Consider the following 12,537-nt stretch of genomic DNA (forward strand, 5'->3'; position numbering starts at 1 on the left):
TCCTTAGCTGGCGGGAAGCAGTGCGGCGGGCGCGATGCCGATGCGGCTGGCGAAGTCGATCAGCTCTTCCCGGATGACTCGGCCGTCCGGGGTCTGGTGGATAAGCCGCAGGATCAGCTCCCGCCGGCCGGCACCGCCGGTTTCACCCGGCCCGAGCGGTTTCACGCTCGCTCCCTGCGGCAGGTAGACGGCCTCCTTGCCCCGTTCGGCGATGTACGCCATGCCGGCTTGGCGGGCGGTGCCGCCGCCGGCCAGGTACGGCAGGTTGGGGGTGGAGAGGGTCGCGCCGCCCCACACCTGGCCGAGGCCGGGCACGCTGACGCCGGGGATGCGGAAGCTGAGGTTGTTCCACCGGCCGACGATCCAGTTGATGGCGGAGCGGAAGGCCTCGCGGATGCCGTTGAACATGCCCCGCGCGGCCCCGGCGATCTTGCCGTTCATGCCGCGGATCCAGCCGATGAACGCGGTCGCTTTGGCGATGATCCAGTTGAAGGCGGCGACCGCGCCGTTACCGATCGCCGTATAGACGCCCTTGAATATCGTCCACCAGAGGCGCGCGCCGGCCACGACCAACCCGATCATGTTCGTCCAGTACGAGACGATCGCCTCGACCGCCCAGGTCACACCGGCCACGATCCCGTCCCACACCATGATCCAAAAGTCGCGGAAGGCGGCCGACTTCATCCAGAGCAGGGTGATGCCGGCGACGATCGCGATGATGGCCAGGACGAGCAGGCCGAGGGGGTTCATCGCCATCACCACGTTCAGCGCGGTCTGGACGGCCGTCCACACCTTCGTCGCCGCGACGATCAGCATGATCACCCCGGCGAGCGTGCCCAGGGTGATAGCCAGCGGTTCGACGATGGCCCGGTTCTCACCCAGCCACTTCGCCATGTCCTCCAGGTACGGGATGGCCTTGGCGAGTTGCTCGACCAGGGCGGCCTGAGCGCTGCGCTTGAAGCTCTCCAGCTTCTGGCTGGCGGACTGCTCCAGGGCGTCGCCCATCCGGTCGGCGGCGCCGGTGACTTTGCCCAGCCGGTCGGCCGCCGTGTCGACATCCATACCGAGGAGGGCGGCCTGAAGGTCTTCGCTCTTCGTGCCGAACAACGCGACGGCAGCGGCGTCCCGTGCAACCGGGTCCTCCATGGCCCGCAGCCTGTCGAGGACGACGTCTAGACCCTTCTGGGCGCTAGCGCCGCCCTGGCCGATCTGGGCAGTCATGGCCTTCGCGTTCAGTCCGAGCGCTTTGAAGCCCTCAGCACTGGTCTTGCTGCCATCGGTGGCGCGGATGGCGAATTCCTTGATGCCATCCGCGACCGTATCGACGTCCCGGGCACCCGCCTTCAGTCCCTGGATAAGTAGGCCCGTGGCTACCTTCCCATCAAGGCCCAACTTGCGGAACTGGGTGGAGTACTCCGAGTAGGTGTCGAGGAGGTCCCCGGCCTGGTCGCCGGTCTGCTGGAACGCCCTCGTCAGGATGTCGAGGGCCTCACCGCCGTCCTTCGCGAGCCCGTTGCGGATCATCTGCCCAGCCGCGCGGGCGGCGGCGGTGACGTCCTGGTCGAACGTGGTGGCCAGGGCCTGGACCTTGACGGTCAGGGCCTCGATCAGCTCGTCGGAGTCGTCCTCGCTGACCAGCCCGGAGTTGAGGACGGCGCGGAGGGTGTCACCGATCTCCTGCGCGCTCTCACCGAAGCCGCGGGCGTACACCCGGCCGGCGATCGCACCCATCTCGGCGGCGTACTCACTGTTCCCGAGCTGCGCCTCCAGCTTGGTTTGCGCGGCGTCCAACTCCATCGCCCCAGCCAGCCCGGCCGCCAGGGCCAGAGCAGCGGCGGCGCCGATACCCGCCGCGAGCGGCTCCAGCTTCGACCCGAAGCGCTTGAATTTGCCCTCGGCCTTGTCGAGGCCCTGCTCCATCGGCCGGTCGTCGAGCTTGATGACCGTCGACAGTTCACCGAGCTTGAGCGCCATCCGGTCACCTCCTGGGTTCGTCGGGGGCGAGCGCCCGGCCGATGCGGGTGTCGGCGCGGAGCAGGCCGACGATGCGGACGCGCAGCCACCGCCACGACCGGGCGCCCATGAGCGCCCGGTCGCCGACGTCGACACCCCGGTCCTGAAGGTCGGCCTCGATGAGGTCCCAGCGGGTCAGGAGGTCGTCCCACCCGATCGAGAGCCCCTGCCCCGGTTGCCTCTCCGGCGGGAGCTCGTACCACTCGTAGAGGCCGGTGACCGGGTCTTGTTCGCCGCGCCCGTACTGCTCGATGCCCCGCCCCGGCGACGCTGCTCCCGGTTCGGGGCCGGTGCTTCCGGGCGGCCGGCCGACGCCCAGTACATTTCGGCGACCTCGTCACCGGCGGCGAGCCAGGCGATGGTGGTCATGCCGGCGTGCTGGATCCACCGCCCGGACACCCCGTCGTCGAGCATCCGCTGGTAGGTGTCGCCGAGGACGGCCACGTGCAGCGGGGTGCCCTCGTCCACCCCAGGGGGTAGAGGGATGCGGTTGATGCCGTCCACGGCCCGCTGGGCGGCTGCGGTGTCGCCGTCCTCACCGACCCGGACCGCCTGGGCGACGGCGACACCGGACGCCCACACGCGCTGGCAGTAGAGGCCGAGGAGGGCGGGCACGTCCTCGACCCGGTACTCCTTGCCCCCGATCGGGAGCACGAGCGCCGGGTCGAAGACCTGGTCGATCTGGCCGAGCTGAAGAGCCATCAGACGTAGGTGTACTTGGAAGCGGCCGAGGCCGCGCTCGTGCCGTTGGGGGTGGTCACGACGACGTCGTACTGACCGGCGGCCTTCGCCGGGGTCACCACGCTGATCACCGACGGGCTGATGACCCGGAAGGTGGTGGCCGCCGTACCACCGAACGTCACCGCGGTGGCACCGGTGAAGTTGATGCCACTGATCGTGGCCAGCGTGTTGCCGGCGGCCGGGCCGGTGTTCGGCGCCAGGGCGGTGACGGCGGGGTCGGCCAGCGGGTCAGCGATCAGCGGGTTCGCAATCGATGTGCGCGCGCCCCGGCCGGTGAGGGTGACCTTCGCCGCGTCGAGGTCGGTGTTCCCGGAGTTGGCCCGTTCCCAGGTGACCAGCGCGGTGCCCTGGTACGCCTCGGCCCGGCCGTCCTTGTCGAACCACCGCACCTCCACCCGGGAGGTGTCGCCGAACTGGTCGGACGCGAGGCGCATCTTTTCGACGCCGCTGTTGAAGGTGCCCGACCCGTCGTCCTTGAGCAGCACGGTGGCTTCGATCTGCCAGCCCTGCGCCGTCTTCTCGCTGGAGTTCCAGCCGTCGGTCTCGTAGTCGGAGTCGTCCTGCATGGTCGGGTTGATGGTCGGCTTGAAGTCGGTCAGGCCGGTGACGGTGGTCCAGACGGGTGAGCCGGTGGTGCCGGTGTTGACCTGGAGCCGGTAGCGGCGGGCGAGTGCGGTTGTTGCCACGGTGCTCTCCTTGCGATCAGTACGGGCGGTGCACCGTGGGGCGCTCCGCATCCAGGTAGTAGTTCTCCGAGCGTTCCCACCGGCTGTTGCTGTCCTGGCCGAGGGATGAGTAGGACTGGCGGTACGCCTGGCTGACCCCGACGCCGCCGAAGGTCAGCGGGCCGGCTGAGTCGAGCAGGTCGAAGATGGCGTCGGCCAGGTCGTCGACGTCACGGGGGTCCTTCCCGGCGCGCAGCCGGATCTGGACGCCCTGGGTGGTGGAGGCGTTGCCGTGGCCGCCGCCGACGACGTACGCGGCGAGAGTGATCAGCCGGTCGGGGCTGGGCGGCACCGCCCGGATCACGATCGCCGTCTCGCCGGCCTGGTAGATGCCGCTCGCCCGCCAGGTACCGATGCCGGCGGCGGCGAGGTGCTCGGCCAGGCCGGTGAACAGGCGGGAGGTGAACCCGTCCCCGGTGGCCACCTCAGCCGTCCAGTTCGTCGCGGAGCGGCCGGGCAGCGAGGGCGAGCATGCTGTCGCGCTCGGTGTGCATCGGCTCCTCCAGGTACTTGGCCTGCCGTCCGTCGTCGTGCCGCCAGGTCATTTCCTCGTGCTGGCGGACGGCGTACGGGCGGTCGTAGCTGACGGCGACCGCGCCGGCGTTGGCGTCCTTGGACACCTCGCCGGACCGCTCCAGGTCGCCTTCCTCGTGAGGGGCGAGCCCTGACGACACCTGGAGCAGGTGCTCGGCGGCCAGCTCGATGCCGTCCATGCCGGCGGCGCGGAGGCGGGCCAGGATCTGCGGGCCGTTCCAGTCCAGGTCCACGGCTCACTCCAGGTTCAGCTCAAGGTGCTCGGGCAGGTCCAGACCGTGGTCATCGAGCACGACGTGGCCAGCACCTTCGCTGTGCGGCCGGACCAGGGCAGGGTGACCAGCGACCCGGGCGGGGCGACCGTGCCCGGCGGGACCAACACCGTGGTGGAGCTGACCGCCTCGGACCCTTCGGCGTCCTGGGTTTGCACGGCAACCCGGCGGGACGTGTCGTCGACGACGCACGGGCCCACGTCGACGGGGTCCGCGTGCACGTCGCCGTACGCGCCCGCGCCCTCCCACGCGGCCACCTGCACGGTCTTCGGCTCCGGCACGTACAGCGCGATGAACTCGGCCCAGGTCACCGGTCACCTGCTCTGCGGGCCGTGGCCGGTCAACCCGGCCGCCTGGAGAACCATCCACGCCTGCTCCCACAGGGTGCCAATCCGCACCGGGGCCCCCTCGGGGGGTGTGACCGGCGCAGACTCGACCGTGATCCGACCGAGGGAGAACCCGCCCCGACGGACCGCCCCGAAACCCGTGCTGTTGCCCGCGTCGAGGTTCGCCGCGACCTGCTCCAGGGTGGCCATCCGCAGGGCTTCGAGAACGACCTCGTCCTCAGCGTCGTACACGGTGCACAGGAGCGCTCGGTCCACGTCCCGAGACGCCCGCACCAGGAGCTTTTCCGCGTTGGCCGGGGTGCTGCCGAGGTGGTCGGTCAGGTCCAGCAGGGTGGCGTAGGAGCCGACGATCGTGGGGTCGCCCCCACCCGGAGATGGCATCGCAGCTCCTCAGCGAGAAGTGATCATCATCAGGAAGCCCGGCGAGCCGTCGCCGCCCTTGCCGGACGCGAATCCGTTGCGGCTCGCCCCGCCGCCTGAACCGGCGGCCCCGGACCGGCCACCGTTGCCGCCGTCGCCCGCGGCAGAGTCCAGGCTGGCCGCCCCGCCGCCGGCCGCACCGCCCATGAGCCCGGAGCCGAGCGGGGCGTTGCCGCCGTTCCCGCCGTTCTTCGTGCCGGCGACGGTGCCGGCTGCCCCGTTGGTGATTCCGGCGGTCGTCGGGTTGAACCCGAACCCGCCGCCGTTGCTGGCCACGTTGGCGGCGGAGATCCCGCCGCCGCCGGCTCCGGCGAAGCCCGCGTTGATCGGGTTGCCAACCGATCCACCAGGTGACGATCCGTTGCCGCCGGTCGCGCCTGGCGATGACGAACCGGTCAGCGACGCCCCGCCGATCCCCCCGCCGACCGCGCCGCCGGCACCGCCGAGGCCACCGAAGATGGTCATGATGCCGGCGATGATCGTTCCGAAGCCGTTGCCGCCCGGGTTGCCGTTGGTGTCGTCCGTCAGCACCGCCGCTCCACCGAGGCCGGCCGCGCCCACGGTGATGGCGTGGGTGGCGCTGAAGATGCTCGCGGGGAGGACGACGTCCACGAAGCCTGCCCCGGCGCCGCCGCCACCCCCGCCGCACGCCGTACCGGGTGCACCGCGCCGGCCTGACCCACCGCCGGGCCCCCCGCCCCAGCCGATGACGCGGACCGTCTTAGCCCCAGCGGGAAGGGTGAACGTGCCGTTGGCGGTGAACACCTGCACGTCGGTGGACATCGCGGCGATGGCCGCGAGGGTCGGGTCAGAGGGCGGCAGGTTGCTCACGTCCACCGTGACGTCCGGTTCGGCCCGCCACACGCCGTAGCCAGCGGTGGCGTACGGGATGCCGTCCGCGCCCACCCGATCCGGGGTAGCCAGGGTGACCGGGCCGGCCGGGACGAGCTTCCGGTTGATCAGGTCGGGGGCCAACATCCTCGTGTAGCCGGTCGACCCGACCCGCTCGATGATCGCGAAATCGTGGGTGCCGTCCGACACGACGATCTCCGTTGGACCCTGCGGCGGAGGCAGGTACCGCCGGTACGCCGTGGCCGCGATCTCGTCACCGTCGTTGACCAGGTGCGCCCACACGACCTGGGGGTAGTTCTTTTTGAACGAGCCCGACATGAACCACGGCGTGTAGGTGGTTCGGCCGGCGCGGACGCTCGGGTGGGCGTCGCCGATCGGCAGGTACCCGATCGCGATGCCCCAGACCCGGGTGCCGCTGGCGTCCTCCGCCCACTGCGTTGCCGACTGCGCTGGGTACGCCGGGTCGAGCGCGACGGCCGAGGTGAAAGCCGTGTTGCCGCCGGGCAGGGTATTGATGTTGGCGAAGGTCGTCCAGTCCAGGGTTCCCGCCGTGCCCACGTTCGGCATGGCCTGCCGCCTGGCCCCGCCCGCCGGGGCGGTCAGCGGGAACATCTGGGTGGCGCCCATCGACAAGCGGAACGACGACAGGGCCGCGACCCGCTGGGACACCATCAGCGTGCCGTTGGCCGACCACCGGTAGGTGTTGGTGATTCGGCACAGCTTCGGCATCTGGGCCCAGAGGTTCTGGAACGGCACGCCGACGTTCGCGCGGGCGGTCGCGACCAGGCCGCCGTAGGTGGGGATCACGTACGTCTCGGTGATTGTCAGGGTGTTGCCGAGGGTCTTGCCCTCGGCCAACGCCTTGCCGTCGAGCTGGACGACCACGGACTCCGTCTGGATCGCCGGGGTGATCTGCCAGCCCGGGGTCAGCACCGAGGCCAGGTTGACCGTCGCGGTGTTCGTCGCCCCGCTGACGTGCGTCAGCGTGGTGCCGGCCGGCCCGGTGGCGACGGGTGCGCCGGTCACCGGGTCGTAGGGGTACGCCCACCACGCCTCTGTCGTGGAGACGATCCGGATCAGGGTGTAGATCCGGGTGCCGCTGCTGTCGGTCCACTGCGACCCGAGGTCCGCGGTCGTCTTGCCGTGGGCAGCGCCTCCGGCGATCCGGGCGGCGTAGTTGTAGCCGTGGTTCCCGCCGATGTAGCTGAAGCCGAGCGCGGCCGAGGGGGTGTCCGAGGCTGACCGGATGTTGATCGGGCAGTTGTCGTCGGACATGTCGTGGATCGGCGTGCCGACCCCGCCCTGGAGCACGGGGAAGACCGAGGCGTCCGACGCGGCGGTGGCGACGAGGTTGACCTGCGGCAGGCCCGCGTGCCAGAAGCCCACGCAGGCGTTGAGGCTATAGACCAGCACGATCGGCATCAGCACGTCGCGGGTCGCATCGAAGCGCGACCTGACGGTGATGTTGTTGCCGCTCTTGTAGACGGCGATGCCCCGGTCGGCCTCGATCGCCGTCAGCCGACCCACCTGCGAGGCGAACTGGCCCTCGGCGACAGTCAACCGACTGTCGTAGGTGCCCAGCGCCTGAACCCCGGCGGTGACCTGCGACAGCATGCTGGTGAAGCCGGACCGGAACACGTCGAGCTGCGAGTCGGCCGACGGGTGTAGGGCGATCACGGGACCGTTCAGGACCCGGGTGTAGACCTCGGGGTCGACCACGTCCGGGAAGAGGAACTCGGCGGCCTGGAGGGACGCGTTGATCACGACGTACGGGATTCCGCCGTCGGTCGGGAGCGTGCCGCCGTCGAGGGCGCGGACGTCGGCGGGCTGGGTGCACGCCAGGTCGGCGTACAGCGGCACCCGGATGCCGGCGGGCATCATCCGGCCGACGCGCGACCCGCTCGTGTAGTAGAAAACCCGCTCGTCAACGGCGGGACCGGGGAGACGGGCCACGTCAGCTCCTCGTGTGGTGGTGGGGCCCGACCGGTGTGGGTCGGCCGGGCCCCGGTCTCACTCGGCCTTCGGGCCGTACTCCGCGCGCAGGTCGTCGCGCTTCATCGCCCGCACCGCGTCCTTGTCGAGGTCGGGGTAGGTGGCGATGACCCAGTCCGCCCAGTCCGCCTGGGAGGCGTTCCCGGCGGGCGGCTCCGGCTGCTGCTCGGCCGGCTGCTCCGACGCCTCGGGCGCCGGCTGACCGACGGCCGCACCCAGCTCGGTCGTCACCTCCGGCACCGAACGGCGCTGAAGGAACACCTGCTCGGCGGCGGTAGTCTCCCGCCGCTGCTGCTCGGCGGTGTCCGTGATGACGACCTGGCCGCCGCCCTCGGTCTGCTCCAGGCGGCCGACCGGTCCGGGCACGATCGGCCCCGGACCGGCCACCGCGTGGATGCCCGGGGCGACGACCTCGGGGCCGTGCGGATTGGCCTGGCCGGCGTTCGTCGGCGGAAGGAAGTCGCCCTCCCGCGGGTCGACCGCCGCGTCCCGCAGGCGCGTACCCAGCGCACCGTCGTCCAGGTGCCGGGGGTCCGGCACCTCGGCCTCGTCGCGCAAGTTGAGGGTCTTCCCGGACACCTTGTACCCGGCGCCCTGGCAGTACTGGATGACCGCCCGGTTGTCGGTGGTCGCGACGCCGTCCTTGAATTCGACGTCACCGATGCGGCCGTTGTAGCTGGGATCTGGGGCCTCGATTCGGGCCATGGCCACTACTCCTCTGTTGCGTCCTGGTGCCTCCGCAGGAAGCGGATGGCCTTCTTGAGCAGCGCGAGGTCGTCATCCGCGACGCCAAGGAGGCGGTTGCACCTGTCACAGAGCAGTGCACGGACCTTGCCGCTGCGGTGGCAGTGGTCGACGACCAGCTTGGGTGACGCCTCGCCACAGCAGCCGCACCGGCCCTTGTGGGCGCGTTCCATCTCCTCGTACTGCTCAGGAGGCAAGCCGTAGAGCCTGAGGCGGCGACTGCCCTTGATCTTTGCGCCCATGCAGGCCTTGCACTGCGACATCTTCCCGGTCGCGTTGCGCCGGTCGTTGAAGAAGTCCCTGAGCGGCTTGACCACCTCGCAGGAAGTGCAGGCCTTCTCGGTGGCGTTCGGGTCGCCCGGCGTACGCAGCAGCTTCGCCGGGCCGACGTCCGAGCCGCGGTGCCAACGGGCGTAGTGCAGCTGGCACAGCCCACGGGCGAGGGTAGGTCGGGAGCACTCGTCGACCGAACAGTGACTCATGCCCCCGATTTTACGTTACCTAGGCGACCTTGACGTTCCTCAGAACGGCCACACCCTTGGTCTTCTTGGCGACGATCGCGACCGGTCCCATCTCGGCCTCGCCGGTCTTCACGGCGCCGGCGGTCGAGAAGTCCGGCATCCAGTTGCTCACGAGCGATCCGCCGGCCATCGCCACGCCATGCACGCTGTCGAGGCCGAAGCTCACCGCGTACAGGTCCGCGAGGTTAGCGATGTTGCCGCCGGCCCCGCCCGCGTCGGCGTCCCGAGTGTTGAGGGCGAGCACGTCCGTGTTGCTGCCGTCCTTGGTGCCCGGGTCGACGATCGGGATGCCGTCATACATCCCGAAGACAGCCCCGATGTCGTCCTTGTCGATGGAGTACTGACCGGCGAACGACGCGACGGTCTTGAACAGTGCCTTTGCCTTGCGGGGGGCGTAGATGACGTCGGGCCGACGCTCCAGCGTGCCCAGCCAGGCGTCGATGTGCGCGATCTGCGCGAACGCGAGCGCCTGGGTGTTGACGGCCGTCCAGTCGAGGTAGCCGACGGAGACGCCGTTGTTCAGCGGCAGGTACTCGGTCGTGCTGCCAGTCAGGATCTTCGACAGGCCGTCGAATCCGTTGGCGTCGACGGCGGTGTCGCCGTTGAAGAACGCGTCGTTGAACTTCGCCGAGGTGGCCTTGAGCAGCTCCCGCATCTGGAACGCGGTCTCGCGGGCTTGGGCGACCCGGTTGAGCACCCGGTCCACCTGGAAGCTGCCACCGAGGGGCTTCAGGTCGACGGTGTACCGCTGCTTGGTCGCCTCGGTGGGCGTGTACTCGCTGTTGATGGCACGGAACGCGGCGCCGCGCTGCGTGATCTGCCGCATGTACCCGTAGGTGAGGGTCGCGCCGCCGCCGGCGCCGGAGACCACGTCGTCGAAGGTGATCCGGTTGAGGACGTCCGACGACTTCTGGAACTCATCGATGATCTGAACGTCGACATCGTCCGTGGCGTTGAGCTTCGCCTGGGCGAGGGTTACGGGCATGGTCTACTCCGTGGTTAGCCGCCGAGCTTGGCGGCGATGGCTTCTTCGAGGGTCTTCGGCTTCGACTTCGTGCCGCCCGCCCCGTTGTGGTCCGCGCCCTGCTTGCCGGCCCCTTGGGCGGCGGTGGCGGACAGCTTCGGGTTGGCCTTGACCGCGGCCTTGATGGCGGCGGTGACGCGGTCGGTGAAGTCGGCGGCGTCGGGGTCCAGGTCGGCGACCGAGCTGAGGAATCCGCGGCTGTCGAGGACGGCGTCGGGGTCGGCGCGCTCTTCGCGGCGGACTTGTAGACGGCGAGTTCGACGGCGGTGTCTCGGGCTCGGGCGACGGCCTTGTCCTGCTCGGCGGCGGCTGCCTTGAGCTGCTCGGCGGGGTCGGTCTTGCCGTCCGGGGTGAGGCCGGCGGCGGCGAGGACAGCGGCGACACGCTCGTCGGCGGCCTTCTTCGCCTCCTTGGCCTTCTTCTCGCCCTCGCGCGCGGCCGCGATGGCGCGGGCCGCGCGGTCCGGGTCGAGGTCGCCCTTGATGTCGGGCTTCTTGCTGTCGGCGTCCTGGTCGGTGGTGCCGTCCTGGTCGCCGTCGGTGCCCCCGCCGGTGTCGCCCTCACCCGATCCGCCGGCGATGGCGTAGATCGGGCGGCCGTCGCGGCGGTGACCCAGGAGCGTGCCCGGGATGACGCGGCGACCGGTGAGCGGGTTGACGAAGCCGGGCAGGGTGGTGCGGTCCACGTGTGCCTCCTTGAGGCGGTCGTGTCGGGTTGGTGACCGTCGGCACTTGCCGGCGGCCGGTACCGTGCCCGCGTCACCTACAGGAGGTACGCATGAAGGCACGGACAGCTGGGTTTGTCGCGCTCGCCGTGGTGCCGCTGACGATCGTCGGCGCGGCCATCGGCTTCGCCAGCGCTGGCGGGGACCCGCAGCAGGCCAGTGAGCCGACAGGTGCTCAGCGGGTCGTCGACGCCATCTCGGAGAAGTGGCCGCTGCCCAACCCGACGGACACCACCTCGGGCTGCGCGGCCAAGGAGGGCGACTCGGCGAAGGGCTGCGCGTCTCGCATCACCACGGACGCCGTGACGGTCGTCGCGTTCGACGATGAGGCGACGGCGGCGAGGTGGACGAAGGAGCTGTCGAAGGCGGGCGACACGAGGCAGGCCGGCCGGGTGGTGCTGTCGTGGACGAGCCGGGATCAGCACCTCACTGGCCCAGAGACGCGCAAGGACATGGTCCTGATCGCTCAACAGGCGGGTTCCTAGCCCGGCAGGTTCCCGGCGCCGATCGTCTCGCGGTAGCGGAGCCGCTTCAGTTCGGGGTTGTCGGCCAGGTGCCGGCGCATCTCGGCCTGCCACTGCCGGACCTTGTCGACCGCGTACGCCTTGTCCACATCGTCGAGGGCCCCGATCTCGCGTTCTTTCCAGTGGCGGATCTGCCGCTCGATCTCCCGCTGCCGCTGCTTGGCCTCGTAGCCCTTGGCGTTGGCCAGGTCGCCCTTTGGGATCTTGGTCGCCCCGGGCAGGTAGACGCGGAGGGCGTGCGTGCAGTTGGGGTGCTGCAGCCCGTCCGCGCGGGCCTCGGACACCGTGCCGGCGATGTCCACCGTCACCGTGCCGGCACCGACCCGGTTGGGCATCTCCACCCGGCCCCGCCGGGTGCCGGAGATGGAGAGCACCTTGCCCTCCCACGGTCGGCAGCGTTCGCACTCGCGCGGGGAGTTGGACACGATGACCAGGTCCAGGCCGAGAGTCTGGAGGCGGTCGGTCTGCCCCTGGACGGCGGCGCGTTGGGTGACGGTCCGGACGGCCATCTCCACGTAGGAGGAGAGCCGCCACACCCGGCCCCGGCTGTCCGTGAAGCTGGACAGGCCCTGGTCGATGAACCGGCGGTACGCGAACTGTGACGCCTGCCGGCGGGTCTGCCCGCCGGCCACCGACACGGCGGTGGCCTGCTGGATGACCGTGCGGTACACGTCCAGGACGTGCCGCAGGACGTTGGAATGCCGCTCGCCGACGTCGGCGACCAACGCGGCGGCCAGGTTCTCCACCACCCCGGCGCGGGTGACGACCTCGGCGACCAGGCCGGCCGCCCGGACCGCGTCCGGGTCACGGGGCAGGAGCTGCGCCGGCACGCCGGTGGTTGCCGCGGCCTGCCCGGTCCGGTAGGCGCGGGCGAGCGTCTCGCGGATCTGCTCGGCCCCGTCCGCCTCCACCTGCTGGAGCACCTGCTCGACGGTGCGCCGAAGCGTGGCCAGCGCACCGAGACGCTCCACGGCCCACGTCGGGGCGTCGATGCCGGCGAGCAGGTGCCGGGTGACCTCCCGGAGGATGGCTTGCTCGGCGGCCCGGTACAGGTCGACGGTGCTGCGGGTGACGGCCTCGATCTGCTCGCCGGTGAGCGCCATG

14 protein-coding genes are annotated in these 12,537 nt (G+C 70.7%); 1 reads left to right on the forward strand and 13 read right to left on the reverse strand.

Annotation, left to right across the window (positions count from 1 at the left end; all coding sequences use genetic code 11):
• Positions 1-3: 3 nt before the first annotated feature.
• The 12 genes from JM949_RS07560 to JM949_RS07615 form a co-directional block, all read right to left on the reverse strand.
• Positions 4-1,974 carry a phage tail tape measure protein gene (locus JM949_RS07560; RefSeq protein ID WP_203147720.1) on the reverse strand — a complete coding sequence of 657 codons (1,971 nt, stop codon included), beginning with the start codon at positions 1,972-1,974 and terminating at the stop codon, positions 4-6.
• A 174-nt stretch (positions 1,975-2,148) separates the two neighbouring features.
• The gene (locus JM949_RS07565; RefSeq protein WP_203147721.1) at positions 2,149-2,715 is read right to left on the reverse strand and encodes a DUF7426 family protein; all 567 of its coding nucleotides are present in this window, start codon (positions 2,713-2,715) and stop codon (positions 2,149-2,151) included.
• Positions 2,715-3,440 (reverse strand): phage tail tube protein, encoded by a 726-nt coding sequence (locus JM949_RS07570; protein WP_203147722.1) that lies wholly within the window; start codon positions 3,438-3,440, stop codon positions 2,715-2,717. The genes JM949_RS07565 and JM949_RS07570 overlap by 1 nt, the downstream gene beginning before the upstream one ends.
• Before the next feature lie 16 nt (positions 3,441-3,456).
• The gene (locus JM949_RS07575) at positions 3,457-3,903 is read right to left on the reverse strand and encodes a minor capsid protein (RefSeq protein ID WP_203147723.1); all 447 of its coding nucleotides are present in this window, start codon (positions 3,901-3,903) and stop codon (positions 3,457-3,459) included.
• A 1-nt stretch (position 3,904) separates the two neighbouring features.
• Entirely contained in the window at positions 3,905-4,192 is a 288-nt protein-coding gene (locus JM949_RS07580; protein ID WP_238432755.1) for a hypothetical protein, read from the reverse strand.
• A 68-nt stretch (positions 4,193-4,260) separates the two neighbouring features.
• Positions 4,261-4,596: a hypothetical protein gene (locus tag JM949_RS07585; RefSeq protein ID WP_238432750.1), complete on the reverse strand. Its 336-nt coding sequence runs from the start codon at positions 4,594-4,596 to the stop codon at positions 4,261-4,263.
• 3 nt (positions 4,597-4,599) lie between these two features.
• Positions 4,600-5,013, reverse strand: a complete 414-nt coding sequence (locus JM949_RS07590) for a hypothetical protein (protein WP_203147725.1) — start codon at positions 5,011-5,013, stop codon at positions 4,600-4,602.
• Positions 5,014-5,022: 9 nt separating this feature from the next.
• Positions 5,023-7,857: a hypothetical protein gene (locus tag JM949_RS07595; RefSeq protein WP_203147726.1), complete on the reverse strand. Its 2,835-nt coding sequence runs from the start codon at positions 7,855-7,857 to the stop codon at positions 5,023-5,025.
• A gap of 57 nt (positions 7,858-7,914) precedes the next feature.
• Positions 7,915-8,601, reverse strand: coding sequence for a hypothetical protein (locus JM949_RS07600; protein WP_203147727.1), 687 nt, complete (start codon positions 8,599-8,601; stop codon positions 7,915-7,917).
• Positions 8,602-8,606: 5 nt separating this feature from the next.
• Positions 8,607-9,122 (reverse strand): endonuclease VII domain-containing protein, encoded by a 516-nt coding sequence (locus JM949_RS07605; protein ID WP_203147728.1) that lies wholly within the window; start codon positions 9,120-9,122, stop codon positions 8,607-8,609.
• A 19-nt stretch (positions 9,123-9,141) separates the two neighbouring features.
• Positions 9,142-10,146, reverse strand: a complete 1,005-nt coding sequence (locus tag JM949_RS07610) for a major capsid protein (protein WP_203147729.1) — start codon at positions 10,144-10,146, stop codon at positions 9,142-9,144.
• Positions 10,079-10,870 (reverse strand): hypothetical protein, encoded by a 792-nt coding sequence (locus tag JM949_RS07615; protein WP_203147730.1) that lies wholly within the window; start codon positions 10,868-10,870, stop codon positions 10,079-10,081. Before JM949_RS07615 ends, JM949_RS07610 begins: the two co-directional genes overlap by 68 nt.
• A 92-nt stretch (positions 10,871-10,962) precedes the next feature.
• Between JM949_RS07615 and JM949_RS07620 the strand changes: the two genes are divergently transcribed.
• Complete coding sequence (locus tag JM949_RS07620) at positions 10,963-11,394, forward strand: hypothetical protein (protein ID WP_203147731.1); 432 nt, start codon at positions 10,963-10,965, stop codon at positions 11,392-11,394.
• Here the strand turns inward: JM949_RS07620 and JM949_RS07625 are convergent.
• Entirely contained in the window at positions 11,391-12,536 is a 1,146-nt protein-coding gene (locus tag JM949_RS07625; RefSeq protein WP_203147732.1) for a phage minor capsid protein, read from the reverse strand. The two genes, JM949_RS07620 and JM949_RS07625, sit on opposite strands and share 4 nt — an antisense overlap.
• Position 12,537: the final 1 nt, after the last annotated feature.

Source organism: Micromonospora tarensis (assembly GCF_016803395.1).
In the GTDB taxonomy this organism is placed as follows: Bacteria; Actinomycetota; Actinomycetes; order Mycobacteriales; family Micromonosporaceae; genus Micromonospora; species Micromonospora tarensis.

Excerpts from the sequence above, each read along its gene's own strand:
- JM949_RS07625 (WP_203147732.1), bottom strand. The coding sequence starts at position 12,536 with ATGGCGCTCACCGGCGAGCAGATCGAGGCCGTCACCCGCAGCACCGTC.
- JM949_RS07580 (WP_238432755.1), bottom strand. The coding sequence starts at position 4,192 with ATGGACGGCATCGAGCTGGCCGCCGAGCACCTGCTCCAGGTGTCGTCA.
- JM949_RS07600 (WP_203147727.1), bottom strand. The coding sequence starts at position 8,601 with ATGGCCCGAATCGAGGCCCCAGATCCCAGCTACAACGGCCGCATCGGT.
- JM949_RS07560 (WP_203147720.1), bottom strand. The coding sequence starts at position 1,974 with ATGGCGCTCAAGCTCGGTGAACTGTCGACGGTCATCAAGCTCGACGAC.
- JM949_RS07565 (WP_203147721.1), bottom strand. The coding sequence starts at position 2,715 with ATGGCTCTTCAGCTCGGCCAGATCGACCAGGTCTTCGACCCGGCGCTC.
- JM949_RS07605 (WP_203147728.1), bottom strand. The coding sequence starts at position 9,122 with ATGAGTCACTGTTCGGTCGACGAGTGCTCCCGACCTACCCTCGCCCGT.
- JM949_RS07620 (WP_203147731.1), top strand. The coding sequence starts at position 10,963 with ATGAAGGCACGGACAGCTGGGTTTGTCGCGCTCGCCGTGGTGCCGCTG.
- JM949_RS07610 (WP_203147729.1), bottom strand. The coding sequence starts at position 10,146 with ATGCCCGTAACCCTCGCCCAGGCGAAGCTCAACGCCACGGACGATGTC.
- JM949_RS07590 (WP_203147725.1), bottom strand. The coding sequence starts at position 5,013 with ATGCCATCTCCGGGTGGGGGCGACCCCACGATCGTCGGCTCCTACGCC.